General features: G+C 72.0%; 16 protein-coding genes. 7 read left to right on the forward strand and 9 right to left on the reverse strand.

From position 1 onward, the window contains the following. Positions 1-136: 136 nt before the first annotated feature. The 4 genes from AL2_RS24970 to AL2_RS24985 all read right to left on the reverse strand — a co-directional run bounded on the left by AL2_RS24970 (position 137) and on the right by AL2_RS24985 (position 3,408). Positions 137-766 (reverse strand): LysE family translocator, encoded by a 630-nt coding sequence (locus tag AL2_RS24970; protein ID WP_067637561.1) that lies wholly within the window; start codon positions 764-766, stop codon positions 137-139. A gap of 66 nt (positions 767-832) precedes the next feature. Next, complete coding sequence (locus AL2_RS24975; protein WP_067637563.1) at positions 833-1,444, reverse strand: TetR/AcrR family transcriptional regulator; 612 nt, start codon at positions 1,442-1,444, stop codon at positions 833-835. Between the two features lie 174 nt (positions 1,445-1,618). After that, entirely contained in the window at positions 1,619-2,281 is a 663-nt protein-coding gene (locus AL2_RS24980) for a response regulator (protein ID WP_067637565.1), read from the reverse strand. After that, entirely contained in the window at positions 2,278-3,408 is a 1,131-nt protein-coding gene (locus tag AL2_RS24985; RefSeq protein ID WP_067637567.1) for a sensor histidine kinase, read from the reverse strand. The genes AL2_RS24980 and AL2_RS24985 overlap by 4 nt, the downstream gene beginning before the upstream one ends. A 259-nt stretch (positions 3,409-3,667) precedes the next feature. On the opposite strand from AL2_RS24985, the gene AL2_RS24990 reads away from it, so the two are divergent. After that, complete coding sequence (locus AL2_RS24990; protein WP_245666895.1) at positions 3,668-5,806, forward strand: MMPL family transporter; 2,139 nt, start codon at positions 3,668-3,670, stop codon at positions 5,804-5,806. Between the two features lie 64 nt (positions 5,807-5,870). Here the strand turns inward: AL2_RS24990 and AL2_RS24995 are convergent, their stop codons facing one another. After that, positions 5,871-6,344: a carboxymuconolactone decarboxylase family protein gene (locus tag AL2_RS24995; protein WP_067637571.1), complete on the reverse strand. Its 474-nt coding sequence runs from the start codon at positions 6,342-6,344 to the stop codon at positions 5,871-5,873. A 169-nt stretch (positions 6,345-6,513) separates the two neighbouring features. Between AL2_RS24995 and AL2_RS25000 the strand changes: the two genes are divergently transcribed. Then, on the forward strand, positions 6,514-7,446 hold the full coding sequence (locus AL2_RS25000; RefSeq protein WP_067637573.1) for an NAD-dependent epimerase/dehydratase family protein: 933 nt from the start codon (positions 6,514-6,516) through the stop codon (positions 7,444-7,446). A gap of 206 nt (positions 7,447-7,652) precedes the next feature. Here AL2_RS25000 and AL2_RS25005 read toward each other — a convergent pair whose 3' ends face one another. Together AL2_RS25005 and AL2_RS25010 are read right to left on the reverse strand one after the other, a co-directional pair. Next, positions 7,653-7,913: a DoxX-related protein gene (locus AL2_RS25005; protein WP_067637575.1), complete on the reverse strand. Its 261-nt coding sequence runs from the start codon at positions 7,911-7,913 to the stop codon at positions 7,653-7,655. 14 nt (positions 7,914-7,927) lie between these two features. After that, the gene (locus AL2_RS25010) at positions 7,928-9,412 is read right to left on the reverse strand and encodes a flavin-containing monooxygenase (protein WP_067637577.1); all 1,485 of its coding nucleotides are present in this window, start codon (positions 9,410-9,412) and stop codon (positions 7,928-7,930) included. Positions 9,413-9,544: 132 nt separating this feature from the next. On the opposite strand from AL2_RS25010, the gene AL2_RS25015 reads away from it, so the two are divergent. Beyond that, the gene (locus tag AL2_RS25015) at positions 9,545-10,141 is read left to right on the forward strand and encodes a TetR/AcrR family transcriptional regulator (protein WP_067637580.1); all 597 of its coding nucleotides are present in this window, start codon (positions 9,545-9,547) and stop codon (positions 10,139-10,141) included. 205 nt (positions 10,142-10,346) lie between these two features. Here the strand turns inward: AL2_RS25015 and AL2_RS25020 are convergent, their stop codons facing one another. Continuing rightward, positions 10,347-11,084: a hypothetical protein gene (locus tag AL2_RS25020; RefSeq protein ID WP_157438347.1), complete on the reverse strand. Its 738-nt coding sequence runs from the start codon at positions 11,082-11,084 to the stop codon at positions 10,347-10,349. Between the two features lie 556 nt (positions 11,085-11,640). Next, positions 11,641-12,645 carry a UDP-glucose 4-epimerase GalE gene (gene galE, locus AL2_RS25025; protein ID WP_067637583.1) on the reverse strand — a complete coding sequence of 335 codons (1,005 nt, stop codon included), beginning with the start codon at positions 12,643-12,645 and terminating at the stop codon, positions 11,641-11,643. Positions 12,646-12,872: 227 nt separating this feature from the next. Here galE and AL2_RS25030 point away from each other — a divergent pair, with 227 nt between their 5' ends. From AL2_RS25030 to AL2_RS25045, 4 genes are all read left to right on the forward strand, one after another. After that, positions 12,873-13,529 (forward strand): response regulator, encoded by a 657-nt coding sequence (locus AL2_RS25030; RefSeq protein WP_067637585.1) that lies wholly within the window; start codon positions 12,873-12,875, stop codon positions 13,527-13,529. Between the two features lie 68 nt (positions 13,530-13,597). After that, complete coding sequence (locus AL2_RS25035) at positions 13,598-15,001, forward strand: YveK family protein (protein WP_067637587.1); 1,404 nt, start codon at positions 13,598-13,600, stop codon at positions 14,999-15,001. A 36-nt stretch (positions 15,002-15,037) separates the two neighbouring features. Continuing rightward, on the forward strand, positions 15,038-16,150 hold the full coding sequence (locus tag AL2_RS25040; RefSeq protein WP_210748420.1) for a DegT/DnrJ/EryC1/StrS family aminotransferase: 1,113 nt from the start codon (positions 15,038-15,040) through the stop codon (positions 16,148-16,150). 3 nt (positions 16,151-16,153) lie between these two features. Then, entirely contained in the window at positions 16,154-17,317 is a 1,164-nt protein-coding gene (locus tag AL2_RS25045) for an SDR family NAD(P)-dependent oxidoreductase (protein WP_067637591.1), read from the forward strand. Position 17,318 lies beyond the last annotated feature (1 nt).

Genomic DNA, 17,318 nt, shown 5'->3' on the forward strand with positions numbered 1-17,318 from the left:
GGGAAGCTACAGACGCCCGGCCGGGTGGGCTGCACCACCGGCTACGCATTGCGGGCCCGCGCTTATAAGCGAACTGACAACTGGCACGCACCGGACGCTCGCCTCCCGAGCACCGGACGCTCACCAGGGCACCGCGCTAGACGCGGCGGGCGCTGGGCGCGGCGAAGATCGCGGCGGCGCCGAGGCCGAGGTAGATCAGGCCCGTCAGGTACCGCTGCCGCCGCTGGAACGCCGGGCGGGCCCGCAGCCAGCCGCCGATCGAGCCGGCGGCGAGCGCGTACCCGAGGTCGCTGACCAGGCCGATCAGCGCGGTGGCGAGGCCCATGGCGGCGATCTGCAGCGGCACGGCGCCCGCGTCCTGGTCGACGAACTGGGGCAGGAACGCCAGGAAGAAGAGCACGACCTTCGGGTTGAGGACGTTCACGAGCGCGCCGTCCAGGTAGACGCGGTGGATCGGCTGCGGCCTCAGCGCCGGCTCGCCGAGCCGGTGGCGGCTGCGCAGCGTCCGGTAGGCGAGGTAGGCGAGGTACGCGGCGCCCGCGTAGCGCAGGAACCCGAAGACGGTCGCGGACGCGGCGACGACGGCGGACAGCCCGGCCGTGGCGGCGGCGATGTGGACGAGCGTGCCGGTCTCGACGCCGAGCGCGGACGCGACGCCGGCGCGGCGGCCCTCGCCGATGCTGCGCGTGGTGATGTACAGGTGGTTCGGGCCGGGAATGGCGACCAGCGTCAGCGCGGCCAGCAGGAACAGCAGCGGATTCGTCACGCGAGAACGCTAGGAGCCCGGTGGTCCTGACTCCAGGTCCAATCAGGCCCGCGTGACGTGGACCAATCAGGTGGGCGAGGCGGCGGCGAGCGCCCCGGCCAGCACCAGGCGGCCGGACGTCCGGACCATCGTGGCGACCTCCTCGACCGGCTGCCGCAGCGACGCCAGGCTGATCAGCGCGGCGAGCAGGATGTGCCCGAGGACGAGCTCGACGTCCTCCCGCTCGGGGACCGGGTCGCCGATCGCCGCCGAGAGCCGGTCGCGGAGGAACTGGAACAGCACGGTGCGGGCGTCGTCCACGCTGGAGTCGTCCGAGGTCACCGCCTGGATGATCGCGGACGTCAGGGTGGGCTCCCGCGCCGCGACGTACACGATGCGCTCCAGCAGCGCGGTGAGCCGCTCCAGCTGGGTGTCGCCCACCGCGAGCGCGTCGATGTCATCGGTGACGTAATGCGCCCAGGCCGCCGCGACCTCGGTGAGCAGGTGGTCCTTGGTGGCGAAGTAGCGGTAGACGGTCGCGCGGGCGACGCCGGCCCGGTCCGCCACGTCGTGCATGGTGACGGCCGGATATCCGCCCTGCAGCGCGAGCTCCCGCGCGGAGTCGATCAATCGCTCCCGCCGTGCCTGCTGGTCCTTGCTCAGCGTCCGCGTCACGGTGAACCGCGCATCGCTGCTCAAAACGCCTCCTCGCTGTGGCCGCCCCCATTCTTCCGCACATTGTCGGCGAACGCGTGCACCGAGGGCTTCCTTCCTCTTTACGGCCTGCGCCCGCCAGGTCACCATAGACCTAGCACTTGCTTGGGTGCTGCCGGCGGACCCGTCCATGATCGGGCAGGACGGAGCACTCAGGCATCACTGGTTCCGCGGGGACACCAGGCCGGATTCGTAGGCGAGGACGACGAGCTGCGCCCGGTCGCGGGCGTGGAGCTTCACCATGGCCCGGTTGAGGTGGGTCTTCGCGGTCACCGGGCTGATCACCATGCGGTCGGCGATCTGGTCGTTGGACAGGCCGTGCGCGGCCAGGGCGACGGCCTCGCGTTCGCGGTTGGTCAGTTCCTTCAGCGCCGTGCCGGCTCCCGGGTCTGGCGGCTGCGCCACGTACCTGCTGATCAGCATCCTGGTGATGGACGGCGCGAGCAGGGCGTCCCCGCGCGCGGCGACGCGTATCGAGTGCAGGAGGTCGTCCGGCTCGATGTCCTTGACGAGGAACCCGGCGGCGCCGGCGCGCAGCGCGTTGAAGACGTACTCGTGGAAGCCGTAGTTGGTCAGGATGACCACGTGCACCCCGGCCAGGGCGGGATCGGCGGCGATGCGCCGGGTCGTCTCGATGCCGTCCATGACCGGCATCTGGATGTCCATCAGCGCGATGTCGGGCAGGTGCTCCCTGATCAGCGCCAGGGCCTGCGCCCCGTCGGCGGCCTCGGCGACCACCTCGATGTCGTCCTCGGCGTCGAGCAGCGCCCGGAATCCGCCGCGCAGGAGCGACTGGTCGTCCACCAGCAGGACACGGATCACGACGGCCCGCCCACGGGGAACTCGGCCTGGACGCTGAAGCCGCCCTCCCTGCGCGGTTCGGCGCGCAGCCGCCCGCCCAGGGCGGTGACGCGTTCCCGCATGCCGAGCAGCCCGACGCCGGGCACCGGGGACGTGCCGGGCCTGGCCCTGCCGTCGTCGTCGACCCGGATGGCGAGGGTGCCCGGACGGTAGTCGATCCGGATCGTCGCCGTCTCGGCCGCGGCGTGGCGGGCGGTGTTGGTCAGCGCCTCCTGGACGATCCGGTACGCGGTCCGGTCGACCGCGAGCGGCACGTCGTGCTGCTGTCCCTCGATCGTCAGCGTCGTGTTCAGGCCCGTCCCGCGGGCGCGTTCCACGAGATCGGGGACGTGGTCGAGGCCGTGCGGCGGGGTCCTGGCATCGTCCCGCAGCGTGTCCAGGGTCGCGCGCAGCTCGCGGTTCGCCTCGCGGGCGGCGTCCCGGATCGCCAGCAGGGCCTCCGGGACGTGCTCGCCGCGCTTGCGGGCCAGGTGGACGGCGACTCCGGACTGCACCTTGATGATCGAGATCTGGTGGGTGAGCGAGTCGTGCAGCTCGCGCGCGATGTGCAGCCGCTCCTCGGTCGCGCGCAGCCGGGCGGCCTCCTCCCGGGTGCGCTCGGCCTCGTCCGCCCGCCGCTCGGCCTGCCGCAGCGCCTCCCCCGCGGCACCGGCGGCGATCAGCCAGGCCAGTTCCAGCACACCGCGGGCCTGGGTGAACGCGTCGCCCACGGACCCGTCCGCCGGGGAGGCCATGACCGCGAGCGGGAGGACGGCCAGCAGGGTCACGCTGACCGCCACCGTGACGATCCGGTGCCCCGACCGGACGGCGGCGTACACCGCGAACAGGTACGCGACGGCGGGCACGTCGAAACCGGTCGCCTGGTATCCCACCGCGCCCAGCCCGGTGGCGGCGAGGACGGCGACCGGGGCCCGGCGTGCGACGCCCAGCGCCAGGCCGCTCGCCACCAGCAGCGCGTAGCCGAGCCCGGCGAGATCGGTGCCGGGGTGGTCCTCGGCCAGTGCGGTGACCAGCAGCACCGCCGCCACGCAGACCGCGATCACCCAGCCGCTGCCCCTGGCCCAGAGACCTCGCAGTCCTGTGCTCATGTCCGCACTTTAGCCAGGTCTTTCCGCGTGCGGCTCATGCTCGCAGACGAGCCGGCGGCTACTGCGCACGCAGTACTTTCGCGGCGCCTGCGGTTTCCGCGGCAACGGGGTGCGCCATCGGCGGTAGCGCGAATTGCCTGCGATCGGCGGACGACTCGCATTGTGCCCGGCAGGGAGGATCAGGCCACATTCCCTGATCAGATTTGAGCGACCAATGGAAAAAACGCAAAGAACCGAGCCTCCCGGTACGGGCGGAGGCTTGGCGGGACTGGCCCGGCTCTGCTACCGGCGCCGCCGCCTGGTCCTGCTGGCCTGGATCGTCGGCGTGATCGCCGCGGTGTTCGCCGGCTTCGGCTACGGCGCCGCCCCCGACAACGACTTCTCCGGCGGCGACTCCGGATCCGCCAAGGCGCAGGCGCTCATCGAGAAGCACTTCCCCGAACGGCAAGGGGACACCCTCACTCTCGCCATCAAGGCGGAACGGGGAATCGACGACCCCGCCGCCCGGCAGAAGATCGAGAAGGTCATCGCCGCTCTCGCCGGCTCACCCGTCACCGGGCCCGTGGTCTCGCCGTACCAGGACGGGAACCTGGTGACGAAGGACCGCCGCATCGCCCGGACGACCATCCCGCTGAGCGACAAGGAAGTGAAGAAGGCCGACGTCAAGCCCTTGGTGGACACGGTCAAGGACGCCTCCGGCGGCGGCGTCACGCTCGGGCTGGGCGGGTACATGGCGGAAAAGGCCGAGACGCCCCCGCAGGGTCCGGCCGAGAGCGTGGGCATCCTGGCGGCGGCGGTGATCCTCTTCATCGCCTTCGGGTCGCTGGTGGCGATGGGCCTGCCGATCATCACCGCGCTGCTGGCGATCGCGGGCGGCCTCGCGCTGACGAAGCTGGTGGGGCACCTGGTCCCGGCGCCGGACTTCACGCTGATCTTCGGCGCGATGATCGGGCTCGGGGTCGGCATCGACTACGCGCTGTTCATCGTGACGCGCTACAAGGACAACCTCCGGGACGGCGACGAGCCCGAGAGCGCCACGATCGGGGCCGTCACCACCGCCGGCCGCGCGGTGCTGTTCGCCGGCACGACCGTCGTGATCGCGCTGATGGGCCTGCTCGTGATGGGGCAGCGGCTGATGACCGGAGTGGCCGTCGCCACGTCGGTCGCGGTGCTGGTGACGATGATCGCCGCGCTGACGCTGCTGCCCGCGTTCCTGGGCTTCACCGGGCACCGGATCAACTCGCTGCGGCTGCCTCGCCGCGCGTCCCGCCGGCCCTCCGGCGCGTCGGACCGGGAGCGCCGCACCCTCGCCGAGCGCTGGGCCGGCGTGGTGCAGCGGCGGCCGCTGGTCGCCGCCGCGCTGGCCGGCGCGAGCCTGCTGCTGCTGGCCGTCCCGACGCTGTCGATGCGGCTCGGCCAGCCCGACGCCAGCGTCCAGCCCCGCGACAGGAGCAGCTACATCTCCCACGAGATCCTCTCCGAGGGATTCGGCCCGGGGTACGGAGCACCCCTGGTCTTCGCCGCCGAGGTCGGCTCCGCGGACGCCGATCTGCGTCCCGTCGTCGACGCCGTCGGCAAGACCGAGGGCATCGCCTACGCCACGCCGCCCCGGATCAGCGAGGACGGGCGGGCCGCCACCTTCATGGCCTTCCCCACGACCGGATACCAGGACGAGGCGACCGCGGACCTGGTGCACGAGCTCCGCGACGACGTGCTGCCCCGCGCGCCCGGCGGCGCGGAGGTCCTCGTCGGCGGACCGAACGCCGGCACCATCGACGCCGCCGAGGAATCCGGCTCGCGCCTGCCGCTGATGATCGCGGTCGTCATCGCGATGTCCATGGTGCTGCTGATCGCGCTGGTCCGGTCGGTCACGATCGCGCTGCAGGCCGCCGTGGTGAACCTGCTGTCCATCGGCGCCGCCTACGGGGTGGTGGTGGCGGTCGTGCAGTGGGGATGGTTCGGCCCGGCCCTCGGGTTCCCCGCCACCATGCCGGTCACGACCTGGGTCCCGATGATGATGTTCCCGGTCCTGTTCGGCCTGTCGATGGACTACCAGGTCTTCCTGATCTCGCGGGTGCGCGAGGAGTACGAGCGGACCGGCGACACCCGCACGGCCGTCGCCCGCGGGCTGGCGCGGACCGCGAAGGTCATCACGGCCGCGGCCGCCATCATGATCGCCGTCTTCACCACCTCCCTGCTCGGCCCGGACGTCGCGGTCAAGCAGGGAGGTCTGGGGATGGCCGTCGCCGTGCTCATCGACGCCACCGTCGTCCGGATGATCCTCGTCCCCGCGGTGATGGAGCTGTGCGGCAAGGCCAACTGGTGGCTTCCCGGCCGCCGGGCCCCGAAGGCGGCCCCGGCCCCGCGGCCCGGAATCGGCGAAGGCGTCAGAGTCTGACCCGGCCGACCCTCGGGCGGGCCGTCCCTGCAACGGCCCGCCCGAGGGTCGGCGATGGCGGCGGTCAGGCGAACTGGCCGGGCCGGTAGTCGCCGGCGGGCTGCTGGGTGATGACGTTCCCGCGGTTGAAGGCGTTGATGACGGCGATGACGCACACCAGGGCGGCGAGCTGCTCGTCGTCGTAGTGCTTCGCGGCGTTCGCCCACACCTCGTCGGGGACGCCGCCGGCCGCGTCGGCGATGCGGGTGCCCTGCTCCGCCAGTTCCAGGGCGGCCCGCTCGGCCTCGGTGAACACCGTGGCCTCCCGCCAGGTCGCGACCAGGTTGAGGCGGGTGGCGGTCTCCCCGGCGTGCGCGGCCTCCTTGGTGTGCATGTCGACGCAGTAGGCGCAGCCGTTGATCTGGCTCGCGCGGAGCCGCACCAGCTCCTGCGTCGCCAGCGGCAGCGTCGAGTCCGGAATCGCGTGGCCGGCCGCGACGAGGTGCTTCAGCACCTTGGCCATGACCGGGCTCTCGAACAGGTTCAGCCGCGCTTCCATCGTGCTCTCCTCGTGTTCTTGACGGTTACACCCCTCATGACGCCACCGCGCGGCAGCCTGTGACACCCCGAGGATGTGACCTGAATCATGCCGCCGCCCAGGTCACACACGGTCGATCCGTTCCGTCTTCCCGTCGTAGAGACGGATTCTGAGCAGAGAGGTGAAGGTCATGAGGGTGTTCGTGGCAGGCGGGACCGGGGTGCTGGGCCGACGCTTGGTGCCGCAACTGGTGGAGCGCGGCCACCAGGTGACGGCCACGGCGACGAGCGAGGCCAAGCTGGGCATGCTGAAGGACATGGGCGCGGACGGCGTCGTGATGGACGGGCTGGACGCGGCCTCGGTCAGCGAGGCGGTCCGGGCCGCCCGGCCGGACGTGATCGTGCACCAGATGACCGCGATCTCCGTGGCGCACGCGGGGAAGGCGGACATGAAGCACATGGACCGGTGGTTCGCCGGCACCAACCGGCTCCGCACCGAGGGGACGGACAACCTGCTGGCCGCCGCCGAGGCGAACGGCGTCCCCCATTTCATCGCGCAGAGCTACGGCGCCTGGAACGGGATCCGCGAGGGCTCCCGGGTGAAGACCGAGCAGGACCCGGTGGACCCGATGACGGGCACGCCGGCCGAACCGGGGATGAAGGCGATCGGCCACGTCGAGGACGCGGTCGTCAAGGCCGGCGGCGCGGTCCTGCGCTACGGCTGGTTCTACGGGCCGGGCGCCATGGACGACCTGGTCGAGCCCGTCCGCAAGCGGCAGTTCCCGGTCGTCGGCGGCGGCGCCGGATACTGCTCCTGGGTGCATGTGGACGACGCGGCGTCCGCCACCGTCCTGGCCGTGGAGCACGAGGCGCGGGGCGTGTTCAACATCGTCGACGACGATCCGGCCCCGGCCGCCGAGTGGCTGCCCTACCTGGCGGAGTGCGCGGGAGCGAAGCGTCCGATGCGGGTGCCCGCCTGGCTGGCCCGCCCGATCGCCGGCGACGTGGCGGTGATGATGATGACCGAGGGGCGCGGCTTCTCCAACGCCAAGGCCAAGAGCGAACTCGGCTGGGAGCCGCGCTACCCGTCCTGGCGCCAGGGCTTCAAGGAGGAACTGGCCTGAGCGGGCGCTACCCGATCCCGTTCAGGAAGGTCAGCACGCGCTCCGCGAGCAGCCCGGCAGAAGGGGCGTCGTAGGAGGGGAGGCTGTTGTCCGCGACAGCAGAATCTCAGCCATTCGCCGCATCATGCCACCGGCAACTCGTCACCACCACGCGGCTCGGGTCCGGCTTGCGCGGCGGTCGCCGGTCAAGCCGGACCGGGGCCCGTTCAGGCGGAGCGGCGGTTGGCGGCGGCGCGGGCGCCCAGCCAGGCCGCGTAGACGGCGGTGCCGGCCAGGCCGGCCTTGCGCGTCCTGTCGACGGCCAGCGCGACGCCCAGCGCCAGCTCGGTGGCGCCGTTCCGCTTGATCCAGGTCTCGGTGTCCTGCGGGAACGCGAGCTGGGAGATCGGCTCGAAGACCTTGGGCGCGGCGAAATGCGCGATCCCGGTGGCGGCGAGCGCGATGCCGGCGGTGCGAAGAAGGGCCATGAGGGGTTTTCCTTTCAAACGGTGAATTCGTAGTCGTCGAGGTCGAACGTCCGGCTGCGGCGCAGCACGTAGAACCCGGACTGCGGGCGGACGTACGGGGCGTCGCCGTGCCGGTCGAAGTAATAGGAGTTGGCCCGGGCGCAGCTCGGCTGGGCGAGGATCGTGCCCTTCATCCGCTCGCGCATCCGGGCGGTGAAGGCGTCGTGCGGGCGGCGCCTGACCACCATGCGGGCCGCTCGGCGCCGGCGGGCCTCCGCGACGCAGCGGACGATGTGCGTGCTGCCCGCCTCGATGATCGAGAACCAGGACGCGCCGGTGACGGTGTAGGGGCCGTTCATGAGCCAGAAATTGGGCGCGAGCGGCGAGGCGACACCCTCGTAGGTCTGGTAGCGGTGCTCGTCCCAGTAGGCCCCCAGTTCGACGCCGCCCAGGCCGACGACCGGGAACGCCGGCATCGCGCCGATCTCCAGCGTCTTGAAGCCCGTGGCCAGGACGAGCGTGTCGATCTCCCGCTCGCGGCCGTCCCGCGTCACCACGGCGTGCTCGGTGACGCGTTCGATCGGGTCGGTGACCAGGTCGACGTCGTCGCGCATGAACGTCGGGAAGTAGCGGTTGGAGAACGAGGGCCGCTTGCAGCCGAAGCCGTAGCGCGGCGTCAGGGCGCGGCGGAGCCGGTGGTCGGGCACCTGGCGGCGCAGATGGGCGCGGCAGATCATCTCGGTCGCCCGCGCCAGGAACGGCGCCTTGCCGTAGTGCACGATGCCCAGCACCATGATCACCTCGGACGCGGCGGTGGTGAGCAGCCGGGCGAGCGACTGGACCGGCGGCACCGCGCCGAACAGCGCGCGAACGCCCCGGGGGATCGCGAAGTCGATCTTCGGGAACACCCAGATCGGCGTGCGCTGGTAGACGTCCAGGTGCGCGGCGACGGACGCGATCTCGGGGATGACCTGCAGGCCGGACGCCCCGGTGCCGATCACCGCGACCCGCTCACCGCGCAGGTCGTGGCCGTGGTCCCAGCGCGCGGTGTGGACCACCTTCCCGGCGAACGTCTCGATGCCGGGGATGTCCGGGTTCTTGGGCTGGTCCAGCGGCCCGACGGCGGCGACCAGGAAGCGGGCGGTGATCTCGCCCCGGCAGGTGTGGACGTGCCAGACGTCGGCGCCCTCGTCGAAGACCGCCCGGTCGACCTTGGTTCCAAGCCGCAGATGCGGCCGCAGCCGGTACTTGTCGGCGCAGTGCTCGGCGTAGGCGCGGACCTCGGCGCCGGGCGCGAACGACCGCGTCCACGACGGGTTGGGCTCGAACGAGTAGCAGTACGTGGTGGACGGGATGTCGACGGCGACTCCCGGATAGGTGTTGTGCCGCCACACGCCGCCGACGCTGGGCGCCGCGTCCAGGATGACGAAGTCGCGCACGCCCCGCTGCCGCAGCCGGATGCCGACGCACAGCCCGGAGAACCCGGCCCCGACGACGACCACCTCATGGTCGGGCTTCACCCGCTGCCTCCCCCGTCCGAGATACCGAAGGTATTTGGAGGTTGGACGGGATGTCAATAGTCCCGGTCGGCCCGCGCGGAGCACTACAGATACCGCCGGTATCCAGATGCCGTCACCCCCTACGATGGCGGGATGGCACGACTGACCAGGGCGGAGAGCCAGGCGCGGACCCGTGAACTGCTGATCGCCACCGCACGCCGGCTGTTCCTGCGTGACGGGTATCACGCCACCTCGCTGGAGGAGGTCGCCGAGGCCGCGTCCTTCTCGAAGGGCGCCGTCTACTCCAATTTCGGCACCAAGGACGAGTTGTGCCGGACGGTCATCGACGCGATCCGCGCCGAGCAGGTGCGGGCCATCATGGACGCCTTCCAAGGTGAAGGCTCCGACGAGGACCGCCTCGCCGTCTTCGAGGCCTGGGCCGAGCGCACGATCGGCGACCCCGGCTGGACGCTGCTGGAAGCCGAGTTCGCCATCCACGCCACCCGCCGCGACCCCGCGCTCCGCGCCGGAGTCGCCTCAGGCGGCCGCAGCTGGTCCGGAGCCCTCCGCCTCCTCCTGGAAGAGGAGGCCAGGCGCCGCGACCGCCCGCTCCCCCTCCCGGCCGGCGAACTGGCCGACGCCCTCCTCAGCCTCGGCATCGGCCTCGGCCTGCGCCGAGCGGTGGACCCCGCCCTCTCCCCCGATGCCCTGACGAACATGATCCGGCTGCTCCTCGCCCTCCCGGCCTGAGCCGACCGGGTCCCGGCCAGCATCATGCCCCGCCGATGTTCGTCAGCGAGGCATGACTTGGGCTCTTGAGCTCGTCGCCGGCACTTGCGCCGAGCCGGCGTGGTGAGCGGATCGCCCGTTCGCTATGTGCGGAAAGGGCCGGCGGGACAGGTCGGACTGAGCGGTTCCTCCGTTGCGACCGACCGCAGGCTACTTTCGGACCCGCTTACGGCTGGCTCTGAGGCGCGGCCTGGCCCTGGTCCTGGGCCGCGTTCTGAGCGGCGCCCTGCTCTTGCGGAGCGGCCTGCGCAGCGTCCTGCTGCGGAGCGGCCTCCTGCTGCGGGGCAGCCTGCGCAGCGTCCTGCTGCGGAGCGGCCTCCTGCTGCGGGGCAGCCTGCGCAGCGTCCTGCTGCGGAGCGGCGTCCTGCTGCGGGGCAGCCTGCGCAGCGTCCTGCTGCGGGGCAGCCTGGGCGGCGTCCTGCATGTTCGCCTCACCCTGGGCGGCGTCCTGCATGTTCGCCTCACCCTGGGCGGCGTCCTGCATGTTCGCCTCACCCTGAGCGGTGCCCTGCTCCTTGGGCGCGGCCTCGGCGGCCTCCTGCTCGTGCCCCTCCTGCGCTTCCGTGGCCTCGATCTGCTGCTCCGGGCTCCCGACCTCGACCGTCGCGGGACCCGCCTTCTTCGCGTGCACGGACTGCTTGATGTCGCCGGTCGTCACGGACTTGTTCGCGAGGTTCGGCGAGGCGCCCGGCGACTTGTTGAGCTCGGCGTAGTTCAGGTCGCCGGGACCGCTCTCGGAGACGTAGTGCGGCTTGATGTAGTTGGGCTTGATGTAGATGTAGACGTTCTCCGGCGCGTTGTCGCCATGGTGCGGGTGGGTGTCCGCCGAGGCGGCGGGAACGGCAAGGAGGCTGCCCCCGATGGCCAGCCCGGCCACCATCGCCGCACGAGCTATGCGTTTCATTCCTTTTTCTCCTCTTCGTGGATCTGGTTCGCATGCCGCGAACTCGTTGATCATAACAAGGTCGCGCGCGAATCCCGGGAGACGGTGACCGGCTTTTCAACAATCCTACAAACTGCGAAAATCGGACTTACCGCAGCTTTGGCAGATCAGCGATTCCAAGGCCCTTCACGTGCTGGAACGCCTAGGCTCAGCGATGCGTGGGCTGGTGGCGTCCGCGCCGATCTCGCGGGCGAAGCGGGTCGAACCGCTTCATGGACGACCGTTCACGCCGGGCTGGGGACCCGCACCGAAAATTCGCAGGGCGCATCCTCCGCTACCGGAGAGAATGCGGAGCCGGGCACAGCGCGAAATCTACTGACGAATTGCTTGACTTTGTGTTGGCGAAATTTTGCGGTCAGCCATTATGGGTAAGCCGACTTTGCTCACGACAGCCCCCGACCTGGCACAGATGACAGCCATGGGCGGGCAGGCCGCTTCGCCGGACGGCCGCAAAGGCGACGGCCCGCCCGGGCCTCCTGCGGAAGGTTGGAGGGCCGGACGGGCCGGAACATGGGGGTCAGGCGACGTCGAGGTCGCGGCGGCGTTCGGCCCACTGGAGGGAGTGGCGGATGGCGTCCTCGACGGTGTACTCGGGCTTCCAGGCGAGGAGGTCCCAGGCCTTGGACGGGTTGACGAAGGCGCCCACGACGTCGCCGGGACGGGCCGGGGCGTCCTCCGCGACGAAGCCGTCGCCGACGACCTCGCGGAAGGCGGCGACCAGTTCGCGGACGGTGGTGCCGTCGCCCGTGCCGAGGTTGACGACCTCGTAGCGGGCGTGGTCGCCGACCGGCGGGACGATCGAGTCGAAGCGGGCGGCGGCCTCGTAGAAGGCGCGGGCGATGTCCCAGACGTGGATGTAGTCGCGGATCGCGGTGCCGTCCCGGGTCTCCCAGTCGACGCCGGTGATCTTGAAGGGCACGTCGAGGGAGTAGCACTCGATCATCTTGCCGAGGGCGTGCGTGGGCTTGCTGCTCTGCAGGCCGGTGCGCAGCCGCGGGTCGGCGCCGATCGGGTTCAGGTAGCGCAGCGAGATGACGCGGAAGTCGTAGGCCTTGCAGAAGTCCTGCAGGAGGAGTTCCGCCATCATCTTCGAGCGGGTGTACGGGTTCTGCGGTTCGAGGACGGACGTCTCGGTGACCGAGAGGTCGGGTTCGGGGCGGTACATCCCGGCGGTGGACGCGAAGATCATCCGGTCGCAGCCGTTGCGGACGAGGTGGCCGGCGAGGTCGAGCGTCTTGGACAGGTTGACCCGGTAGTAGCGCAGCGGGTCGGCCATCGAGTCGGGCACCACGATCAGCGCGGCGCAGTGGACGGTCGCGATGATGTCGGGGTGGTCGCGGAAGATCTCGTCGACCAGGTCCCCGTCGCCGATATCGCCCTGGTAGAAGATCTTGCCGGCGGCGAACTCCGACCTGCCCGTGACCAGGCTGTCGAGCACGACGGGCGTGACGCCGCGCTCCGCGAAGGCGGAGGCGATCGTGCTGCCGATGAACCCGGCTCCCCCGGTGATCAGGACTTTCATGTGGCATCCCCTGCAGGCCAGTGCGTCCCCTTGCATGACACGCACAGGATCCGCAGGCCATCGCGGACGGTCAATGTCCCGCACGGAAGGTGACCGGGTCCGGACGCGGGTGAACCTGGCGGAGCAGGGGCGCGTCCGCGCACGGTTCCTGCTCCCGCCGGCCGCACCCGGGACGAGTACAGCGTTTGCAGGATCCGCCCGGCGCGGGGAACGGTCATCGTCGGTGGATGGAACCGATCCGCGTCCTCATCGTGGACGATCACGCGCTGTTCGCCGAGGCCCTCGCGGCGCGGCTGGGGCGCGAGCCCGATCTGGTGATCCTGCCGATCGCCTCCGACGTGCGGCGCGCACTCGCGCTGACCGCCACCGAGCGCCCGAAGGTCCTCGTCCTCGACCTGATGCTGGGCGGCGAGAGCGGGCTTGACGTCCTGGACCGGGTCCGCGCGGACCATCCGGACGTCCGGGTCGTGATGCTGACCGCGATGAGCGACCTGGACGCGATGCTGCAGGCCGTCCGGCGGGGCGCGGTCGGCTGGCTGGAGAAGACCGAGAGCGCCGAGCTGGTCGCGCGGGTGATCCGGTCGGCGGCGCGGCAGGGCGGGTGGATCCCGCCGGACGTGCTCGGCGATGTGCTGCGCAGGCTCGTCCAGGGCGGCGGGGAGGCCGCGGGCGCCGGCCTGCTGGCGGAGCTGACGCCTCGGGAGCGGGAGGTGCTGCAGTGCATGGTGGACGGGCTGGGACGCGCGGACATCGCCGAGCGGCTGGGGCTGTCGGCGAACACCGTCCGGACGCACACGCAGAACCTGCTGGCGAAGCTCGGGCTGCACTCGGCGCTGGAGGCGATCACGCTCGCGATGCGCGCCGGCATGCGGCCGGGCTCGTGATGCAAAAGGCGTAGTCCGGGGTCGTCTTTTGGGCGATTGCTCCGCGGAAGCCCCTTCTTACGCTCGCCGTGACGAAGCCGGAGGGAAAGATCGTGGAGATCGACGAGGTCGCGGCGCGGGTGGTTCGCAGCTACTGGGCGCTCCTGCTGGTCATGACGGTGGTCCCGCTGGTGCTGGTGGGCCTGGTGATGAGCGGGCAGGAGCCGCCGTCGGTCGCGAAGTCGCGGCTGCAGGCGAGCAGCCGCGCGACCGACGCGGCGCCCGGGGACGCGGGCGTGTCCATCGTGGTCAGCCAGGTGAAGGCGTTCGCGACGAGCGAGAACCTGCTGAGCGGAGTGCTGCGGCAGCAGCGGGTGGACCGGTCGACGGCGAAGGTCGCGAAGGCGATCGGCGTGACCGGGCTCGGGACGTCCACGATCGTCGAGCTGTCGGTGAAGGACCGGGACCCGGGGGTGGCGCGGCGGCTGGCGGACGCGATCGGCGCCGAGGTCGTCAAGGAGATCAACGCGTCCAACCAGGGCTCGATCACGCAGCAGCTGGACGAGATCGACAAGCGCGTCCGGGAGCTGGAGAAGAAGCTCGGGCCGCTTTCGCGGCGGGCGGGCGCGCAGCCGAACCCCGACATCGGGGCCGCCAACGAGCGGGAGCGGGTGCAGGCGGAGCTGACCGACCTGCGGTCGAACCGCTCGGACCTGCGGACGCAGCTGTCGACGGCCGGGACGGCGTCGGTGGTGCAGCCGGCGGTGCTGGCGCCGCGCACGAACCCGGTGGTCATGATGGCGTCGATCGCGGGCCTGGTCGGGCTGATCGGCGGCATCCTGATCGCGGTGGTGACGGAGATGGTCCGTCCCACGATCCCGGGGCAGCGGCGGGTCGCGCGCAAGCTCGGGGTGCCGCTGCTCGGCTGGGCCGACCGGGGGCCGGGGCAGCTGACCGGTCTCGGGCGGCGGATCCGGCTGGCCGCGAAGAAGGAGGGCGTCGGCCGGGTCACGCTGGTCGGCGCGCCCGGCCCGCTGCCCGCGGACCTGGTGTCGTCGGTCGCGTCCGCGGTGTACGGGGACGACACGAAGGTCGTCACGGCCCGGCCCGGAAAGGACGAGGGCGAGGACGGCGGCGGTGGCGGTGGCGGTGGCGGCGACGGCCCGTCGCTGAACAGCAGCGGGCCTGGCGGCAAGAAGAGCACGTCGGTGGTCCGCGCCGGCGGCACCGCCGTGATGACGAAGAAGTCCGAGGTGTCGCCCTCGGAGATCACCCAGCCGGTTCCGGTGCGCCGGCTCTGTCATGTGCACGCGTTCGAGGACATCGATCCGGGTTCGGACGAGGCGGTCGGCGTGGTCGTGGTGGTCGGGCCGGTGACGCGGGTGGCGGGGCTGGAGACGGTCCGCGACCTGGTCGCCGCGTCGGGCTGGCCGCTGCTCGGCGTCGTCGCCACGTCCCGGCGGATCTCCACGTCCCGGAAGAGCAGGGGGTAGCAGATGAGTCCGTCCGTTCCGTTCACGATTCCGTCGGTGTCCGGTGAAGTGTCCGATGCGGTCGTCAAGGTGCTCGACTCCGGCTGGATCACGACGGGCCCGCAGACGGCGGCGTTCGAGCAGGAGTTCGCCGACCACCTGGGCGCCGCGCACGTCGTGGCGGTCGCGTCGTGCACGACCGCGCTGGAGCTGTGCCTCCGCGCGCTGGACCTGCCGCCCGGTTCGGCGGTGCTGACGCCGAGCCTGACGTTCTGCGGCGCGATCAACGCGATCCTGCACGCGGGGCACCGGCCGGTGCTGGTCGACATCGACGAGGACACGCTCGTCCCGAGCCCGGAGACGGTGCGGGCGGCGGCGGGGCGGGCCGGACCCGCCGCGATGATCGTCCAGAACCAGGGCGGCTACCCGGTGGACGTGGCGGCGCTCGCCGAGGCGGCCGGCCTCGACCGGACGAGGGTCATCGAGGACGCGGCGCACGGGCCCGGCGCCGCGCGCGGCGGCCGGAACGTCGGCTCCGAGTCGTTCGCGGCCTGCTTCTCCTTCTACGCGACGAAGAACATGCCGATCGGCGAGGGCGGCGCGGTGGCGTCCAGCGACCAGGACTTCGCCGACCGGGTCCGCGCGATGCGGATGCACGGGATGAGCAAGGACTCCTGGAAGCGGTACCTGCCCGGCGGCAGCTGGCGGTACGACGTGAAGACGGTCGGGCTGAAGGCGAACATGACCGACGTCCAGGCGGCGATCGGGCGGGCGCAGCTCGCCGCGCTGCCGCGCTGGCAGGAGCAGCGCGCCGCGATCGTCGCCCGCTACGACGAGGCCCTGCGCGACCTGCCGGGCCTGGTCCTCCCGCAGCGGAACCTGGACGGCGTCCGGCACGCCTGGCACCTCTACCAGGTCCGCGTCCGGGACCGGGACGCGATCAGCGGCGAGCTGGAGGCGGCGGGCGTCGCAACGTCCGTGCACTTCATCCCGGCGAACCAGATGACGGCCTACCGGGAGATCCTGGGCGCCGAGGAGTGCGCGCGGGTGCCGGTGACCGACCGGGTCGGCGAGGAACTGCTGTCGCTTCCGCTGTATCCGGGGCTGACGGACGACGGCGTGGAACGCGTGGTCGCCGCGCTCACCGAGGCTTTGCGGACCCGGAGCTGACCGATGCGAAGGTTCCTGCCGCGCCGCAGTATCGGGGCCCCCGCGCCGGTCCCGGTCAGCCCGCTCGCCCTGCTGATGGGGCGGGACGAGGTGGTCATGGCGCGGCATCGCGGGCGGCGGCTCGTCCGCGGCCGGCGGGTGCTGGTCACCGGGGCGTGCGGGACGGTCGGCCGCGCCCTCTGCCACCAGGTCGGGCGGCTCGAACCGGCCGCGCTGACCCTGCTCGACCGGGACGGCGAGGGCCTCGCGCGCCTGGAGGGCGAGCTGGCCGGCGTCACGCCGGCGCGGGCCGACGTGCGGGACGAGCGGCGCGTCGACCAGGTCATCGGGGCGGCCCGCCCCGACCTGCTGTTCCACACGGCAGGCCGCAACGAGCTGGCGGACGTCGAACGGGACCCGTGCCGGGGCGTCGCGCACAACGTCCTCGGCACCCGGCACGTGCTGGACGCGGCGGTGCGGCACGGGGCGGAGCGGGTCGTGTTCGTCTCGTCCGACAAGGCCGCCGACCCGACGTCGGTGTTCGGCGCGACGATGCGGCTCGGGGAGCTGCTGCTGCGGACGGCGACGCCCGGCCCGACGTGCTTCGCGGCGGTCCGCGTCGGCAACGTGATCGGCGAGGCGGGGCCGCTGCTGAGCCTGCTCGCGCACCGCATCTCGTCCGGCGAGATCGTCACGATCACCCATCCCGAGGTGGCCCGCCACTTCATGACGGTGGAGGAGGCGGCGGGCCTGCTGATCGAGGCGGCGGCGATGGCGGAGGAGGCGGAGACGTTCGTCCTCGACATGGGCCGGCCCGTCCCGGTCGTCGACCTCGTCCACCGGTACGCCGAGCAGCTGCGGCTGCCGGAGGTGACGATCCGGTTCAGCGGGCTCGGGTCCGGCGAGAAGCTCGCGGAGAAGGCGTTCGCCGACTCCGAGCGGCGGATCCGCACCGCGCACCCGAAGATCTGGGCGACCCGCCCCGCCGCGCCGCCCGCCGGGCTCCCGCAGCTGCTGGACGAGCTGGAGGCCGCGGCCCGCGCCGGCGACGACGGCGCGGTGCGGCTGCTGCTGCGCCGGCTCCTCCCCGAATACCACCCGGTCCGGCGGCCCGGCCCCGTCGAGCCGCCGGCGGGGCCGCCCTGCCTCTGCGGCGCGGGGTGCAGCCCCGAACCGCCCGGCCTGTGAG

This window comes from Actinomadura latina NBRC 106108, assembly GCF_001552195.1.
Taxonomy (GTDB): Bacteria; Actinomycetota; Actinomycetes; order Streptosporangiales; family Streptosporangiaceae; genus Spirillospora; species Spirillospora latina.

Coding starts and splice junctions, on each gene's coding strand:
- AL2_RS25045 (WP_067637591.1), top strand. CDS start 16,154: ATGCGAAGGTTCCTGCCGCGCCGCAGTATCGGGGCCCCCGCGCCGGTC.
- AL2_RS25030 (WP_067637585.1), top strand. CDS start 12,873: ATGGAACCGATCCGCGTCCTCATCGTGGACGATCACGCGCTGTTCGCC.
- AL2_RS25000 (WP_067637573.1), top strand. CDS start 6,514: ATGAGGGTGTTCGTGGCAGGCGGGACCGGGGTGCTGGGCCGACGCTTG.
- galE (WP_067637583.1), bottom strand. CDS start 12,645: ATGAAAGTCCTGATCACCGGGGGAGCCGGGTTCATCGGCAGCACGATC.
- AL2_RS25005 (WP_067637575.1), bottom strand. CDS start 7,913: ATGGCCCTTCTTCGCACCGCCGGCATCGCGCTCGCCGCCACCGGGATC.
- AL2_RS24985 (WP_067637567.1), bottom strand. CDS start 3,408: ATGAGCACAGGACTGCGAGGTCTCTGGGCCAGGGGCAGCGGCTGGGTG.
- AL2_RS25020 (WP_157438347.1), bottom strand. CDS start 11,084: ATGAAACGCATAGCTCGTGCGGCGATGGTGGCCGGGCTGGCCATCGGG.
- AL2_RS25015 (WP_067637580.1), top strand. CDS start 9,545: ATGGCACGACTGACCAGGGCGGAGAGCCAGGCGCGGACCCGTGAACTG.
- AL2_RS24995 (WP_067637571.1), bottom strand. CDS start 6,344: ATGGAAGCGCGGCTGAACCTGTTCGAGAGCCCGGTCATGGCCAAGGTG.